Here is a 14,568-nt window from a genome sequence, read left to right as displayed (position 1 = left end):
GGGCGCCGGGCGGTGCTGGGGCGGTCTAGTAGATGCCGTACTTGTAGGTGTCCCAGCCGTTGCCGACCTTCTGGCGGGCCTTGAAGTTGCCGGTGCCGTCGGCGTCGTAGCGCCACAGGGTGCCGGACGAGTCCACCGCGACCAGGTCCGAGCGGCCGTCGCCGGTCAGGTCGCCGGGAACCGCGATCTTGCTGCCGCTGTACATGTCCCAGCCGGGACCGATCCGTACGCGGCTCTCGAACGGAGTCGAGGCGCGGCCGGTGCCGGCGTAGAAGTACAGATCGCCGCCGGGCGTGCGGGCCAGCAGGTCGGGCAGCCCGTCGCCGTTGATGTCGCCGGCGCCCACGAGCTTGTCGTAGGCGTTCCAGCCCCCGCCGACGTCGATGCGCGAGTAGACGCCGGTGGACTGGCCGTTGCCCGGGTACAGGTACAGGTGACCGTTGCCGGGCTGACGGGCCAGGAGGTCGCCGTTGCCCTCGGTGGTCAGGTCGCCGACACCGATGACGGTGTCGTAGGCGTTCCAGCCGCCGCCGAGGTCGTTCCCGTCGACGAAGAGCTCCCCGTCGGAAGCGACCTCCAGGATGCTGGCCCAGCGGGACGATGTGTTGAGCGAGGACGGCAGCGAGAGGTAGTTCACGCCCTTCCAGCCGCCCGGGGTCCCCGCGGTGGCGGGTGAGAAGTCGCCGTTGCCCAGGCCCCAGTAGGACGAGAGCGTTCCGTTGGCGTCGAGGCCGACCAGGTCGTCCTTGCCGTACGCCGGATTGTTGCCGGCCCCGAAGAGCTGGATGCCCTGCCAGTTCTTGCCGCCCGGCAGACGGGACTTCAAGGCGCCGTCGCCATTGGCGGTGTAGTACCAGAGCTGACCCGACAGGTCACGGGCGTAGATGTCACCGAGACCGTCGCCCGTCTGGTCGCCTGCGGGGATGAGCTGGTTGAAGGCGTCGAAGCCCCAGCCGACCTTGACCCCGGACGCCAGCGGGTCGGACGTACCGGTGCCCGCGTAGAAGTACAGGTCACCGCCCGGCGTACGGCCGTAGATGTCGCCGAGACCGTCGCCGTTCACGTCGCTCGTGCCGATGATCTGGTCGTACCTGTTCCAGCCGGAGCCGATCTTCTGGCCCGCCGCGAACGGCTCGCTCAGATTGCCCGTACCCGCGTAGAGGTAGAGGTCACCGCTGGGCGTGCGGGCCAGCAGGTCGTTCTTGCCGTCCCCGCTGACGTCCCCGGCCGCGATGACCTTGTTGTACATGTTCCAGCCCGAACCGGACCAACTGCCGGGCCCGAGGCCGCTCATGGTGACATCGGCGTGCAGCGTCAGGATCCCGGTCGGGGACAGGTCCAGCACCTCGGGGGCGCTTGAGCCGCCGAGGTCACCGGGGGTGATGAGGTCCTTGTAGGCGCCCAGGCTGTTGGCGAACGTCTGGGCCGGCGTGCCGTTGTCGGGAGAGACGTACAGCTTGTCATTGGGCGCGCGGTACAGCAGGTCGCTGCGGCCGTCGTTGTCCACGTCGAAGAGCGGTTTCGCCTTGGCCTGTCCGTTCGCCACGGCGGCGCGCGGCGCCTTGCGGGCGCCGGCGGACTGATGCGGCAGGGTCAAGGTCGGGGCCGGACGGGTCTTGGGCGGCGTGAGCGGCAGGTGCGGGGCGCCGCCGTCGGCCGTGGCCGGGCCCGCGAGCAGCAGGCCCGCCGAGAGGGCGAGGGCGGTGCAGGCCGCGAGGCGGCTCGCGCGCTTGGTGCGCACAGAGGACAAGATTCCCCCCATGGGAATAAGCGGTGTATTCGGGGGAGAACGTGATTCGCCGCGTATTCGTCGTCGCGTGAACGCGCGCAAGGGCGCGGCGCGCAACCGCGTGTCGGGCCGTCATGACGGATGAGGGCGGCACGGCTGAGGGCGCGCGAAGAATGGCGAAAATCCCCCCCGGGACTTTCCGTGAAGACTACAGGTGAATGTTGTGCGGCTGAAGTGAATTTCGCGGCCGGTGCCGGTGCCGGTGCCGGCGGCGATGGGGGTGCCGATGCGGTACCGGCGCCGAAGGTCCCGCGACGCGGCCGGCGCGACGGCCCGCGCCCGTCCGGGGCCGGGGGGTCGTGCGTCCGGCTCCTGGCGGGGGCCGGGATCGTGCGGTCGGCCCCTGGCCGGGGCCGGGAGGTGGTGCGGCGGTCGGTGTTCGTCTGGGGTCGGGAGGTCGTGCGGCCCGCGCCCGTCCGGGGCCGGGGGCGTGTGGCCCGCGCCCGTCCGGGGACGGGGGTCAGGACTTGCGGTGGCCTATGAGGCGGGGCTTCTGCTCCATGCCGTCCAGGCCGTGCCAGGCCAGATTCACCAGATGCGCCGCGACTTCCGCCTTCTCGGGCTTGCGGGCGTCGAGCCACCACTGCCCGGTGAGCGCCACCATGCCGACCAGCGCCTGCGCGTAGAGCGGCGCGAGTTTCGGATCGAATCCCCGCGCCTTGAACTCAAGACCCAGAATGTCCTCGACCTGGGTGGCGATGTCGGAAATCAGCGAGGCGAAGGTGCCGGTCGACTGGGCGACAGGGGAGTCGCGCACGAGAATGCGGAATCCGTCCGTGTACGTCTCGATGTAGTCGAGCAGCGCGAACGCGGCCTGCTCAAGGAGCTCCCGGGGGTGGCCCGCGGTCAGCGCTCCGGTCACCCCGTCGAGCAGCGAACGCATCTCCCGGTCCACCACGACCGCGTACAGCCCCTCCTTGCCGCCGAAGTGCTCGTACACCACCGGCTTGGAGACGCCGGCCTTCGCCGCGATCTCCTCGACGGAGGTGCCCTCGAAGCCCTTCTCGGCGAAGAGCGTGCGACCGATGTCCAGCAACTGCTCCCGGCGCTCGGCCCCGGTCATCCGGGTCCTGCGGGTGCGCCGGGGCTTGTCGGCGGAGCCGGAGGCCCCGGCCGAGCGGGAGGAACCAGTGGTGCTGGTGGTGCGGGTGGTGCTGGAGTCGGTCGCCACGTCGTCCATCATGCCGCCTCGGCGGCCTTCTCCTTGCGCCGGGACCGGCCGCCCTCATTCCGCTTGGAGTCGATCCGGGCCGCGCTCGGCCAGCGCACGTCGTGCGCCAGACCCAGCTGCTCGCACCAGCGGATGATCCGGGCACTGGAGTCGATCTGCCCCCGCATCACACCGTGCCGGGCCGACGTCGGGTCCGCGTGGTGCAGGTTGTGCCAGGACTCCCCGCAGGACAGGACCGCCAGCCACCACACATTGCCGCTGCGGTCACGCGACTTGAAGGGACGCTTGCCGACCGCGTGGCAGATCGAGTTGATCGACCACGTCACATGGTGCAGCAGTGCCACCCGGACCAGGGAGCCCCAGAAGAACGCCGTGAACGCGCCCCACCACGACATCGTCACCAGACCCCCCACCAGCGGCGGGATCGCCAGCGAGAGCACCGTCCAGTACACGAAGTCGCGCGAGACGCGGCGGATCGCCGGGTCGGCGAGCAGATCGGGCGCGTACTTCTCCTGGGACGTCTGCTCCTCGTCGAACATCCACGCGATGTGCGCCCACCACAGGCCCTTCATCAGCGCGGGCAGCGTCTCGCCGAAACGCCACGGCGAATGCGGGTCGCCCTCGGCGTCGGAGAACTTGTGGTGCCTGCGGTGGTCGGCCACCCAGCGCACCAGCGGCCCCTCCACCGCCAGGGAACCCGCGATCGCCAGCGCGATCCGCAGCGGCCGCTTCGCCTTGAAGGCGCCGTGCGTGAAATAGCGGTGGAAGCCGATCGTGATGCCGTGACAGCCCAGGTAGTACATGAAGACGAGCAGCCCGAGATCGAGCCAGCTCACCCCCCAGCCCCAGGCGAGCGGCACCGCCGCCAGGAGGGCCACGAAGGGCACCGTGATGAAGAGCAGCAGGGCGATCTGCTCGATGGAACGTTTGTTCTCGCCGCCCAGGGTGGCGGAAGGAAGGGGTTTCTCGTCCGCGGACTTGAGCAGATCGGGACTGGTGGTCATGGGGAGTACCCCCGGCAGGGTGAGGAAAACGAGCGGAATCGCCCGGCTACGGTCGCGTAACCTACGGCAACGTAAGTATGGCAGTGCCGTGGCCGGGGACAAGAGCCCGTGACGGCGGGGCGGAACGGGACACCTATCCTGGGTGTCGTCGGACAGCGCGGTCCGCAAGCCTCCAGAACCCTCCAGACGTGCTCAAACACTGCAAGGAGCCGCACCTGTGAGCAGTGCCGACCAGACCCCCGCCGCCAGCAACGAGCTGCGCGCCGACATCCGCCGACTGGGTGACCTCCTGGGCGAGACCCTCGTCCGGCAGGAGGGCCCCGAGCTCCTTGAGCTCGTCGAACGGGTCCGCGCGCTGACGCGCAGCGACGGCGAGGCCGCCGCCGATCTGCTCGGCGGCACCGAAGTGGAGACCGCCGCCAAGCTGGTGCGCGCCTTCTCCACCTACTTCCACCTGGCCAACGTGGCCGAACAGGTCCACCGCGGCCGCGAGCTGCGCGCCCACCGCGCCGCCGAGGGCAGCCTCCTGGCCCGCACCGCGGACATGCTCAAGGACGGCGACCCCGACCACGTACGCGCGAGCGTCAAGAACCTCAACGTACGGCCGGTCTTCACCGCCCACCCCACCGAAGCCGCCCGCCGCTCCGTCCTGAACAAGCTGCGCCGCATCGCCGAACTCCTGGAAACCCCGGTCATCGAAGCCGACCGGCGCCGCCACGATCTGCGCCTGGCCGAGAACATCGACCTGATCTGGCAGACCGACGAACTGCGCGTCGTACGCCCCGAACCGGCCGACGAGGCCCGCAACGCCATCTACTACCTCGACGAGCTGCACGCCGGCGCCGTCGGGGACGTACTGGAAGACCTCGCCGCCGAACTGGAGCGGGTCGGCGTCGAACTGCCGCCCGGCACCCGCCCCCTCACCTTCGGCACCTGGATCGGCGGCGACCGCGACGGCAACCCCAACGTGACGCCCAAGGTCACCTGGGACGTGCTGATCCTCCAGCACGAGCACGGCATCAACGACGCGCTCGACATGATCGACCACCTGCGCGGACTGCTCTCCAACTCCATCCGCTACGCCGGCGCCACCGAAGAGCTGCTGTCCTCGCTCCAGGCCGACCTCGAAGCGCTCCCCGAGATCAGCCCCCGCTACAAGCGCCTCAACGCCGAGGAGCCCTACCGGCTCAAGGCCACCGCCATCCGCCAGAAGCTCGTCCACACCAAGGACCGCCTGGCCAAGGGCACCACCCACCAGCCGGGCCGCGACTACCTCGGCACCGCCGAACTGCTCGCCGACCTCACCCTCATCCAGACCTCCCTGCGCGAACACCGCGGCGCCCTGTTCGCCGACGGCCGCATGGACCGCCTGATCCGCACCCTCGCCGCGTTCGGCCTCCAACTGGCCACCATGGACGTACGCGAACACGCCGACGCCCACCACCACGCGCTCGGCCAGCTCTTCGACCGGCTCGGCGAGGAGTCCTGGCGCTACGCCGACATGCCGCGCGAATACCGCCAGAAGCTCCTCGCCAAGGAGCTCCGCTCGCGCCGCCCGCTCGCGCCCACCCCGGCCCCGCTGGACGCGGCAGGACAGAAGACCCTCGGCGTCTTCGCCACCATCACCGAAGCGTTCGAACGGTTCGGGCCCGAGGTCATCGAGTCGTACATCATCTCCATGTGCCAGGGCGCCGACGACGTGTTCGCCGCCGCCGTCCTGGCCCGCGAGGCCGGCCTCATCGACCTGCACGGCGGCTGGGCCAAGATCGGGATCGTGCCGCTCCTGGAGACGACCGACGAGCTGCGCGCGGCCGACGTCATCCTCGACGAGATGCTGGCCGACCCCTCCTACCGGCGGCTCGTCTCCCTGCGGGGCGACGTCCAGGAGGTCATGCTCGGCTACTCCGACTCCTCCAAGTTCGGCGGCATCACCACCTCGCAGTGGGAGATCCACCGCGCCCAGCGCCGGCTGCGTGACGTCGCGCACCGCTACGGGGTGCGGCTGCGGCTCTTCCACGGCCGGGGCGGCACCGTCGGGCGCGGCGGCGGCCCCTCCCACGACGCGATCCTCGCCCAGCCCTGGGGCACCCTGGAGGGCGAGATCAAGGTCACCGAGCAGGGCGAGGTCATCTCCGACAAGTACCTCATCCCCTCGCTCGCCCGGGAGAACCTGGAGCTGACCGTCGCGGCCACGCTCCAGGCCTCCGCGCTGCACACCGCGCCGCGCCAGTCCGACGAGGCACTGGCGCGCTGGGACGCGGCGATGGACACCGTGTCCGACGCGGCGCACTCCGCCTACCGGCGCCTCGTGGAGGACCCCGACCTGCCGGCGTACTTCTTCGCCTCCACCCCCGTCGACCAGCTCGCCGAGCTGCACCTGGGCTCGCGGCCCTCGCGCCGCCCGGACTCCGGGGCGGGCCTCGACGGGCTGCGCGCCATCCCCTGGGTGTTCGGCTGGACCCAGTCCCGGCAGATCGTGCCCGGCTGGTTCGGCGTCGGCTCCGGGCTCAAGGCGCTGCGGGAGGCCGGGCTCGGGGAGGTGCTGGAGGAGATGAGCGAGCGCTGGCACTTCTTCCGCAACTTCCTCTCCAACGTGGAGATGACGCTCGCCAAGACGGACCTCAGGATCGCCCGGCACTACGTCGACACGCTCGTGCCGGACGAGCTGAAGCACGTGTTCGCGACGATCGAGGCGGAGCACGAGCTGACGGTGCGGGAGGTTCTGCGGATCACCGGGAGCGATGAACTCCTCGGTACACACCCGGTGTTGCAGCAGACCTTCGCGATCCGGGACGCGTATCTGGACCCCATCTCCTACCTCCAGGTCGCCCTGCTGGCCCGTCAGCGGGCGGCAGCCGACCGGGGCGAGGCCCCGGACCCGTTGCTCTCGCGTGCGCTGCTCCTCACGGTGAACGGGGTGGCCGCGGGCCTGCGCAACACGGGCTGACCCCCCAGGCGGAGCCCCACCCGGGGCTCCGCCCCAGCCCCCTCGTCCGCAATCGCCGGACGGGCTGGGGGTGCCGGTCCGGGCCAGCGCCGAGTACTTAGGGGCGCGGGGAACTGCGCGCCCGGCCATGCACGGTCCGCAGCCGAGGCCCCTGGGGCTTCGCCCCAGACCCCGTTCGCGCTGAAGGCGCTCGTCCTCAATCGCCGGACGGGCTGAGGTATGTGCACATGGGCCAGCACGGACCCTGTCAGGGGCGCGGGGAACTGCGCGCCCGGCCACCCACGGTCGGCAGCTAAACGCCGGCCAGGGTGAGGGTGCCGGTCCTGGCCGGTGCCGAGTAGTCAGGGGCGCGGGGAACTGCGCGAGCGGCCATCCACGGTCCGCAGGCAAACGCCGGCCAGGGTGACGGTGCCGGTGCGGGTCGGCGCTGATCCTGGCAGGGGCGCGGAACCGGGTCAGCGGAGGGTGAGGAACGTTGCGGTCAGGGCCGCCGCCGCGGTCGCCGCCAGCGTCCAGGCCAGGCGCGGCATGCGCAGCCCCCCGGCCACCAGCAGCGAGGCCAGGAGCAGGGCTCCGGAAAGAGGGAGCCACGCGTACAGGAACCCCGCCACCCCGGTGCGTACCGCGTCGTCCGTGCCGGGCTTGAGGACCACCGGCAGGTGATCGCCCGGCCCCGCCGCCACCGACTCGGCGATCGTCACCCCCGCGCGCGGCCCCGCGTCGCCCACGGGCGAGAAGGCCCCCGCACACACCCCGTGCGCGCACCCCGTCACCGTCAGCCTCCCGTGCTCGCGGCCCCTGGCCAGGACCACGTGCTGGGCCGTGCCCCACGACGACCAGAACCCGGCGACCACGAGCAGCGCGACGACCAGGCCCGACGCGGCCCGCCGCGCGAACACCAGGAAGGTACGGCTCCGCTTCGTCATGGGGCGCGATCCTGACGCCCCTGACCGCGAACGGTCAAACCCGGGCCCCCGGTTCGCCCCGTAAGCGACGCCCTTGTCAGGAGTTGTACGTCGACTGCGCCCGCTCAAGCCCCTCGATCACCAACGCCTCCGCCGCGTCCGCCGCCCGGTCCACGAAGTAACCCAACTCCTTGCGCTCCGTGGAGGAGAAGTCCTTCAGGACGAAGTCCGCCACCTGCATCCGCCCCGGCGGACGCCCGATCCCGAACCGCACCCGGTGATAGTCCGCGCCCAGCGACTTCGTGATCGACTTCAGACCGTTGTGCCCGTTGTCCCCGCCACCCAGCTTCAGCCGCAGCGCCCCGTAATCGATGTCCAACTCGTCATGAATCGCGACGATGTTGGCGACCGGCACCTTGTAGAAGTCGCGCAGCGCCGTCACCGGACCGCCCGACAGGTTCATGTACGACAGCGGCTTCGCCAGCACCACCCGGCGGTTGAGCGGCCCCGGCGGACCGATCCGCCCCTCCACCACCTGCGCCCGCGCCTTGTGCGCCTTGAAGCGGCCGCCCATGCGCTCCGCGAGCAGATCCACCGTCATGAACCCGACGTTGTGCCGGTTCGCGGCGTACTCGGGACCCGGATTGCCCAGGCCCACGATGAGCCAGGGCGCGTTCGCGCTGTCGGTCGTGGTCGTCGTCATGGGGGCTGCGTCTCCTCGGTCACGTACAGCGTCACGTACAGCAGTCACTGGGAACACCACGTACACAGACGAACGGGGCGGCGGGCCACGTGTGGCCCGCCGCCCCGTTCACAACCCGCGCCCGCCGGCACGGATCTCACGCAGAGCGTACGGCTCAGGCCTCGGCGCCTTCGGCGGCCTCGGACTCGGCGGCCGGCTCCTCGGCCTGCGCGGACAGGATCTGGATGACGACGGCCTCGGGGTCGGTGGCCAGGGTGGTGCCCGACGGCAGCGCGACGTCCTTCGCGAGGATGGCGGCGCCGGCCTCAAGGCCCGCGATGGAGACGGTGACGGAGGTCGGGATGTGGGTGGCCTCGGTCTCGACGGAGAGCGTGTTCAGCACGTTCTCGACCAGGAAGCTGCCCGGGGCCAGGTCGCCCTCGGTCTCGACCGCGACCTCGACCGTGACCTTCTCGCCCTTCTTGACGAGCAGCAGGTCGACGTGGACCAGGAAGCCCTTGATGGCGTCACGCTGGACGGCCTTCGGGATGGCGAGCTCGGTCTTGCCGTCGACGTCCAGGGAGAGCAGGACGTTCGGCGTACGCAGCGCGAGCAGCAGCTCGTGGCCCGGCAGGGTCACGTGGACCGGCTCGGTGCCGTGACCGTAGATGACACCGGGAACCTTGTTCTCGCGGCGGATGCTGCGGGCGGCGCCCTTGCCGAAGCTGGTACGGACGTCGGCGGCGAGCTTGACCTCGGACATGTGCACTCCTCGTAGAAAGGTGAACCAGAAAAACCAAAAAGGGTGGTCACCCGGCCACGACTGGCCTGCTACGAAGAGCGCGTCGATAACGGACCGCCGCACCCATGGTGCGGCCTCCCTCGCCGAGCAACTGCCCCAGACTACCCGGCGTCCCCCCGGCCGCCCAATTGGATCAACCCGGGGCCCCCGGCCATGACGGCCGCTTCCCTGGGCGCCCGCCTATCCTTGCTGCTCATGGACCTGCTGCTGCACCTCAGGTACTTCCGCGCCGTCGCCGAGGAACAGCACTTCGGCCGCGCCGCCGAACGCCTGCGCATGGCGCAGCCCTCCCTCTCCCAGCGCATCCAGCGCCTCGAACGCGAACTCGGCGTCCGCCTCCTCGCCCGCGGCCGCGCCGGGGCCACCCTCACCCCCGCGGGCCGCCTCGTCCTGGCCGAAACCCACACCCTGCTCGACGCCGCCGACCGGCTGCACGCACTCGTCCAACGCGTCCAGGGCGGCGCCGCCGGCACCCTGCGCGCCGCCGTACCGCCCCAGCTCGGCGGCGCCACCGTCGCCGCCCTCCTCACCGCCTACCGCGAACGCAGCCCCGGCGCCGCCCTCGACCTGCGGGAACTCACCACCGCCGAGCAGACCGCCGAACTCGCCGCCGGCACCCTCGACGCCGGCATCGTCCGCCACCCCTGCCCCACCACCGGCCTCGGCTTCGGACCCCAGCTCCACCAGCCGCTCGGCGCGCTCCTCGCCGACGACGACCCCCTCGCCCACCACCCCGACCTCGACATCCACGACCTCGACGGCCGCGAACTGCTCCTCTTCCCCCGCGCCACCGCCCCCGCCCTCCACGACGAAACCCTCACCGCCTGCGCCCGCCACGGCTGCACCCCCGGCGCCGTACGCGAAGTCACCGGCAGCGAGTTCACCCACGCCCTCATCCTGTCCGGCACCCGCGTCGTCGCCCTCGTACCGCGCACCGCGCCCGAACCCGGCACCACCTGGCGGCCCCTGCGCGGCCACCCCCTCACCTGGCGCACCTCCACCGCCTGGCCCGCAGGACGCGACGGACCCGCCGTCCGCCTGTTCACCGACACCGCCCACGACGTCCTGCGCGAACACGCCGGGCTCGTCCCCACCGCCCCTCAGCGGCGCCTGTTCCCCCGCCCCGCATCGGAGTTCCCGCTGTGACCGCGAACATCCCCGGCCCCGTACGCGGCCGCGTCACCGCCGCCTTCACCGACGCCGGGGTCACCGGAGTGCTCTGCGCCACCGACATCGACACCGGCGCGGCCATCACCCTGGGCGCCGACACCCCCGTCTGCACCGCAAGCGTCCACAAGCTGTGCCTCGTCGCCACCCTCTACCGCGAAGCCGCCGCCGGACGCGTCGACCCCACCACCCCCCTCGACATCCCCGCCCAAGGCCGCACACCCGGTCCCACCGGACTCGCCGTCATGCGCGACGCCGCCCGCCTGTCCCTGCGCGACCTCGCCTCCCTGGCCATCGCCGTCAGCGACAACACCGCCGCCGATCTCCTCTGGGACCACCTCGGCCTCGACACCGTCAACGCGGCCATGCGCGACCTCGGACTGACCCGCACCATCGCCGTCCACAACCAGGCAGGGCTCTACGCGACGATGCTCACCGACGCGGGACCCGGCGGGAGGGCCGCCCTCGTCGACCCCGCCGCCGTCGCCCGCCTCAGCGTCCTCGACCCGGCCCGCACCAACCGCTCCACCCCGCGCGAGATCGCGGCGCTGCTCGGCGCGGTGTGGCGTGACGAGGTCTGTGCGGGGGGCTGGGGCGACGAACTCCGCGCGGTCCTGGGCGTCCAGGCCTGGAGCCACCGGCTCGCCTCCGGCTTCCCCTTCGACGACGTACGCGTCAGCGGCAAGACGGGGTCGCTGCCGACGCAGCGGCACGAGGCGGGGGTGGTCGAATATCCCGACGGCGGTCGGTACGCCGTCGCCGTCTTCACCCGGGCGGCGTCCACGGCGGCGACGCTGCCGGGGGCGGATGCGGCGGTCGGCCGTGCGGCGCGGGTCGCGGTCGACGCGCTGAGAGCGGCCAACACCCCCTGACCCCGGCCCGGTTCAGCCTCCCGCCCCGGCCCCGTGCGGAGCCGCCAAGCCGCCTGTGGACCGTGCGGGGCTGGGCGCGCCCTGAGTACGTCGTGCTGGCCCGCACCGGCAACTTCAGCCCGTCCGGCGTTTGCGGACGAGGCCGTTCAGGCCGAACGGGGTCTGGGGCGGAGCCCCAGGAGCTCGGGTGCGGGTCGTGGGTGGCTGGGCGCGCAGTTCCCCGCGCCCCTGACTACTCGGCCCCGGCCCACACCGGCACCCTCAGCCCGTCCGGCGATTGAGGACGAGCGCCTTCAGCGCGAATGGGGTCTGGGGCGGAGTCCCAGGACCTCGGGTGCGGACCGTGGGTGGCTGGGCGCGCAGTTCCCCGCGCCCTGGCGGGGCTGAGGGCGGCCCGCGCGGGCAACCTGGCGGGGCGGGGTGTGGCGAAGGGCCGCGTCCCGGGGTGGGGGCGGCCCTTCGCTGGCGTACGTATCCGCTAGTTCTCCTCGAAGAGACTCGTCACCGAGCCGTCCTCGAACACCTCACGCACCGCCCGCGCGATGGACGGGGCGATCGACAGGACCGTGATCTTGTCGAGCTCCAGATCCGAGGGATCCGGCAGCGTGTTCGTGAAGACGAACTCGCTCACCTTGGAGTTCTTCAGACGGTCCGCCGCCGGCCCCGACAGGATGCCGTGCGTGGCCGTCACGATGACGTCCTCCGCACCGTGCGAGAACAGCGCGTCCGCCGCCGCACAGATCGTGCCGCCCGTGTCGATCATGTCGTCCACCAGGACGCAGACCCGTCCCTTCACGTCACCGACGACCTCGTGCACCGTCACCGTGTTCGCGACGTCCTTGTCACGGCGCTTGTGCACGATCGCCAGCGGCGCGTCCAGACGGTCGCACCAGCGGTCGGCGACCCGCACGCGGCCCGCGTCCGGAGAGACGATCGTCAGCTTCGAGCGGTCCACCTTCGCGCCCACGTAGTCCGCGAGGACCGGCAGCGCCGTGAGATGGTCCACCGGACCGTCGAAGAAGCCCTGGATCTGGTCCGTGTGCAGATCGACGGTGAGGATGCGGTCCGCACCCGCCGTCTTCAGCAGGTCGGCCACCAGACGCGCCGAGATCGGCTCACGGCCCTTGTGCTTCTTGTCCTGACGGGCATAGCCGTAGGACGGAATGATCACGGTGATGGATCGCGCCGACGCCCGCTTCAGGGCATCGATCATGATCAGCTGCTCCATGATCCACTTATTGATCGGAGCCGTGTGGCTCTGGATCAGGAAGCAGTCCGCACCACGCGCCGACTCCTGGAAACGAACGTAGATCTCACCGTTCGCGAAGTCGAAGGCCTTCGTCGGCACGAGGCCCACACCCAACTGGTGCGCGACCTCCTCGGCCAGCTCGGGGTGGGCGCGGCCGGAGAAGAGCATCAGCTTCTTCTCGCCGGTCGTCTTGATCCCGGTCACAGCACAGTCTCCTCAGACGTGTTCGATGCTGCTGCACCCGCGCGGTCCCTGTCGCGGCGAGCCAGCCGAATATGTGCACCTATCACGGTAGCCCGTGAAAGACGCACCCGAATCCGGTCAGTTCTCGCCGGACGACTGCCCGGCCGCAGCCTGAGCGGCCTGCGCGGCGGCACTTCCCGGACGCTTGCGCTCCACCCAACCCTCGATATTCCGCTGCTGGCCCCGGGCCACGGCCAGCGAACCCGCCGGCACATCCTTCGTGATCACCGAACCCGCGGCGGTGTAAGCACCGTCCCCCACTGTGACGGGCGCAACAAACATGTTGTCCGAACCCGTCTTGCAGTGTGAGCCGATCGTCGTGTGGTGCTTGGCCTCACCGTCATAGTTCACGAACACACTGGCCGCGCCGATGTTCGTGTACTCACCGATCGTCGCGTCCCCCACGTACGACAGATGCGGAACCTTCGTCCCCTCACCGATCGTCGCGTTCTTCGTCTCGACGTACGTACCGATCTTGGCCTTCACGCCGAGCCGCGTACCCGGACGCAAATAGGCGAACGGACCCACCGTCGCCCCCTCGCCCACCTCGGAGTCGTACGAGACCGCGTTGTCCACCCGCGCCCCCGCACCCACCACCGTGTTCGTCAGACGGGAGTTGGGGCCGACCTCGGCGCCCGACGCCAGATGCGTCGTCCCCAGGAGCTGCGTGCCCGGGTGCACGACCGCGTCCTGCTCGAACGTCACCTGCACGTCCACGAACGTCGTGGCCGGATCCACCACCGTCACACCCGCGAGCATCGCCCGCTCCAGCAGACGGTCGTTCAGAAGCCGGCGCGCCTGAGCCAGCTGCACCCGGTTGTTGATGCCCAGGATCTCCCGGAAGTCCGCCGCCAGCGAAGCACCCACCCGGTGCCCCGACTCACGCAGAATCCCCAGCACGTCCGTCAGGTACTCCTCGCCCTGACTGTTGTCCGTACGCACCTTGCCCAACGCGTCCGCGAGCAGCGCCCCGTCGAACGCGAACACACCCGAGTTGATCTCACGGATCGCGCGCTGCGCCTCGGTCGCGTCCTTGTGCTCGACGATCGCGGTGACCGCGCCCGACGCGGCGTCGCGCACGATGCGGCCGTAACCGGTGGAGTCGGCGACCTCGGCGGTCAGCACGGTCACCGCGTTGCGGTCGCTCTCGTGCGTACGGGTCAGCTCGGCCAGCGTGGCGCCGGTCAGGAGCGGGGTGTCGCCGCAGACCACGACGACCGTGCCCTCGATGGACTGGCCCAGCTCCTCCAGCGCCATCCGCACCGCGTGCCCGGTGCCGTTCTGCTCGTACTGCACGGCGGTACGCACTCCGGCGTCGACCGCGCCCAGGTGCGCGGAGACCTGCTCACGGGCGTGGCCCACGACCACGACCAGGTGCTCGGGATCCAGCTCACGTGCGGCGGCGACGACGTGGCCGACGAGCGAGCGCCCGCAGATCTCGTGCAGAACCTTGGGAGTGGCCGACTTCATGCGGGTGCCCTCACCCGCGGCGAGGACGACGACGGCGGCCGGGCGGGTTGCGCTCACGGAGGTGCCCTTCGGCTTCGGGGGGTGGACAACCGAAGGATACCGGGGGGCTTGGGGGGCGAACTCGGGGTGGGGGCGGGGGGAACGCGGCGGGGGGGGCCCACCTCGGGCGCCCGCCCCCGCAGGGGGACCCCCACAACCAATTTAAAAAAAAAAAAACAACCAAAAAAAAAAAAGGAGGGCGATAAAACACAGGGGGGGGTAAAACCC

General features: G+C 71.0%; 11 protein-coding genes. 3 read left to right on the top strand and 8 right to left on the bottom strand.

Going from position 1 to position 14,568, the window contains the following annotated elements:
• Nucleotides 1–25: 25 nt before the first annotated feature.
• The 3 genes from ACFYM2_RS28955 to ACFYM2_RS28945 all read right to left on the bottom strand — a co-directional run bounded on the left by ACFYM2_RS28955 (nt 26) and on the right by ACFYM2_RS28945 (nt 3,964).
• Complete coding sequence (locus ACFYM2_RS28955; RefSeq protein WP_359008418.1) at nt 26–1,741, bottom strand: VCBS repeat-containing protein; 1,716 nt, start codon at nt 1,739–1,741, stop codon at nt 26–28.
• Nucleotides 1,742–2,249: 508 nt separating this feature from the next.
• Nucleotides 2,250–2,969 carry a TetR family transcriptional regulator gene (locus ACFYM2_RS28950; protein WP_388460907.1) on the bottom strand — a complete coding sequence of 240 codons (720 nt, stop codon included), beginning with the start codon at nt 2,967–2,969 and terminating at the stop codon, nt 2,250–2,252.
• Nucleotides 2,969–3,964, bottom strand: a complete 996-nt coding sequence (locus ACFYM2_RS28945) for an acyl-CoA desaturase (RefSeq protein WP_388460778.1) — start codon at nt 3,962–3,964, stop codon at nt 2,969–2,971. The genes ACFYM2_RS28950 and ACFYM2_RS28945 overlap by 1 nt, the downstream gene beginning before the upstream one ends.
• A 217-nt stretch (nt 3,965–4,181) precedes the next feature.
• Here ACFYM2_RS28945 and ppc point away from each other — a divergent pair, with 217 nt between their 5' ends.
• A complete protein-coding gene (gene ppc / locus ACFYM2_RS28940; protein ID WP_388840306.1) occupies nt 4,182–6,911 on the top strand; it encodes a phosphoenolpyruvate carboxylase in 2,730 nt (909 codons plus the stop codon).
• Between the two features lie 455 nt (nt 6,912–7,366).
• On the opposite strand, the gene ACFYM2_RS28935 is transcribed toward ppc, so the two are convergent.
• The 3 genes from ACFYM2_RS28935 to ACFYM2_RS28925 all read right to left on the bottom strand — a co-directional run bounded on the left by ACFYM2_RS28935 (nt 7,367) and on the right by ACFYM2_RS28925 (nt 9,261).
• Nucleotides 7,367–7,837 (bottom strand): hypothetical protein, encoded by a 471-nt coding sequence (locus tag ACFYM2_RS28935; RefSeq protein WP_388840303.1) that lies wholly within the window; start codon nt 7,835–7,837, stop codon nt 7,367–7,369.
• Nucleotides 7,838–7,913: 76 nt separating this feature from the next.
• Entirely contained in the window at nt 7,914–8,519 is a 606-nt protein-coding gene (gene pth / locus ACFYM2_RS28930) for an aminoacyl-tRNA hydrolase (RefSeq protein WP_359008426.1), read from the bottom strand.
• 154 nt (nt 8,520–8,673) lie between these two features.
• Nucleotides 8,674–9,261: a 50S ribosomal protein L25/general stress protein Ctc gene (locus tag ACFYM2_RS28925; protein WP_359008428.1), complete on the bottom strand. Its 588-nt coding sequence runs from the start codon at nt 9,259–9,261 to the stop codon at nt 8,674–8,676.
• Between the two features lie 234 nt (nt 9,262–9,495).
• On the opposite strand from ACFYM2_RS28925, the gene ACFYM2_RS28920 reads away from it, so the two are divergent.
• Together ACFYM2_RS28920 and ACFYM2_RS28915 are read left to right on the top strand one after the other, a co-directional pair.
• The gene (locus ACFYM2_RS28920; protein ID WP_388840299.1) at nt 9,496–10,446 is read left to right on the top strand and encodes a LysR family transcriptional regulator; all 951 of its coding nucleotides are present in this window, start codon (nt 9,496–9,498) and stop codon (nt 10,444–10,446) included.
• Nucleotides 10,443–11,339, top strand: coding sequence for a serine hydrolase (locus ACFYM2_RS28915; RefSeq protein ID WP_359008432.1), 897 nt, complete (start codon nt 10,443–10,445; stop codon nt 11,337–11,339). Before ACFYM2_RS28920 ends, ACFYM2_RS28915 begins: the two co-directional genes overlap by 4 nt.
• A 478-nt stretch (nt 11,340–11,817) precedes the next feature.
• On the opposite strand, the gene ACFYM2_RS28910 is transcribed toward ACFYM2_RS28915, so the two are convergent.
• Both ACFYM2_RS28910 and glmU read right to left on the bottom strand, forming a co-directional pair.
• Complete coding sequence (locus ACFYM2_RS28910) at nt 11,818–12,792, bottom strand: ribose-phosphate diphosphokinase (protein WP_350230815.1); 975 nt, start codon at nt 12,790–12,792, stop codon at nt 11,818–11,820.
• 117 nt (nt 12,793–12,909) lie between these two features.
• Nucleotides 12,910–14,358 (bottom strand): bifunctional UDP-N-acetylglucosamine diphosphorylase/glucosamine-1-phosphate N-acetyltransferase GlmU, encoded by a 1,449-nt coding sequence (gene glmU / locus ACFYM2_RS28905; protein ID WP_388840296.1) that lies wholly within the window; start codon nt 14,356–14,358, stop codon nt 12,910–12,912.
• Nucleotides 14,359–14,568: the final 210 nt, after the last annotated feature.

Source organism: Streptomyces sp. NPDC006711, from assembly GCF_042869775.1.
GTDB lineage: Bacteria > Actinomycetota > Actinomycetes > Streptomycetales > Streptomycetaceae > Streptomyces.
This window is presented reverse-complemented; position numbering and strand designations above follow the sequence as displayed.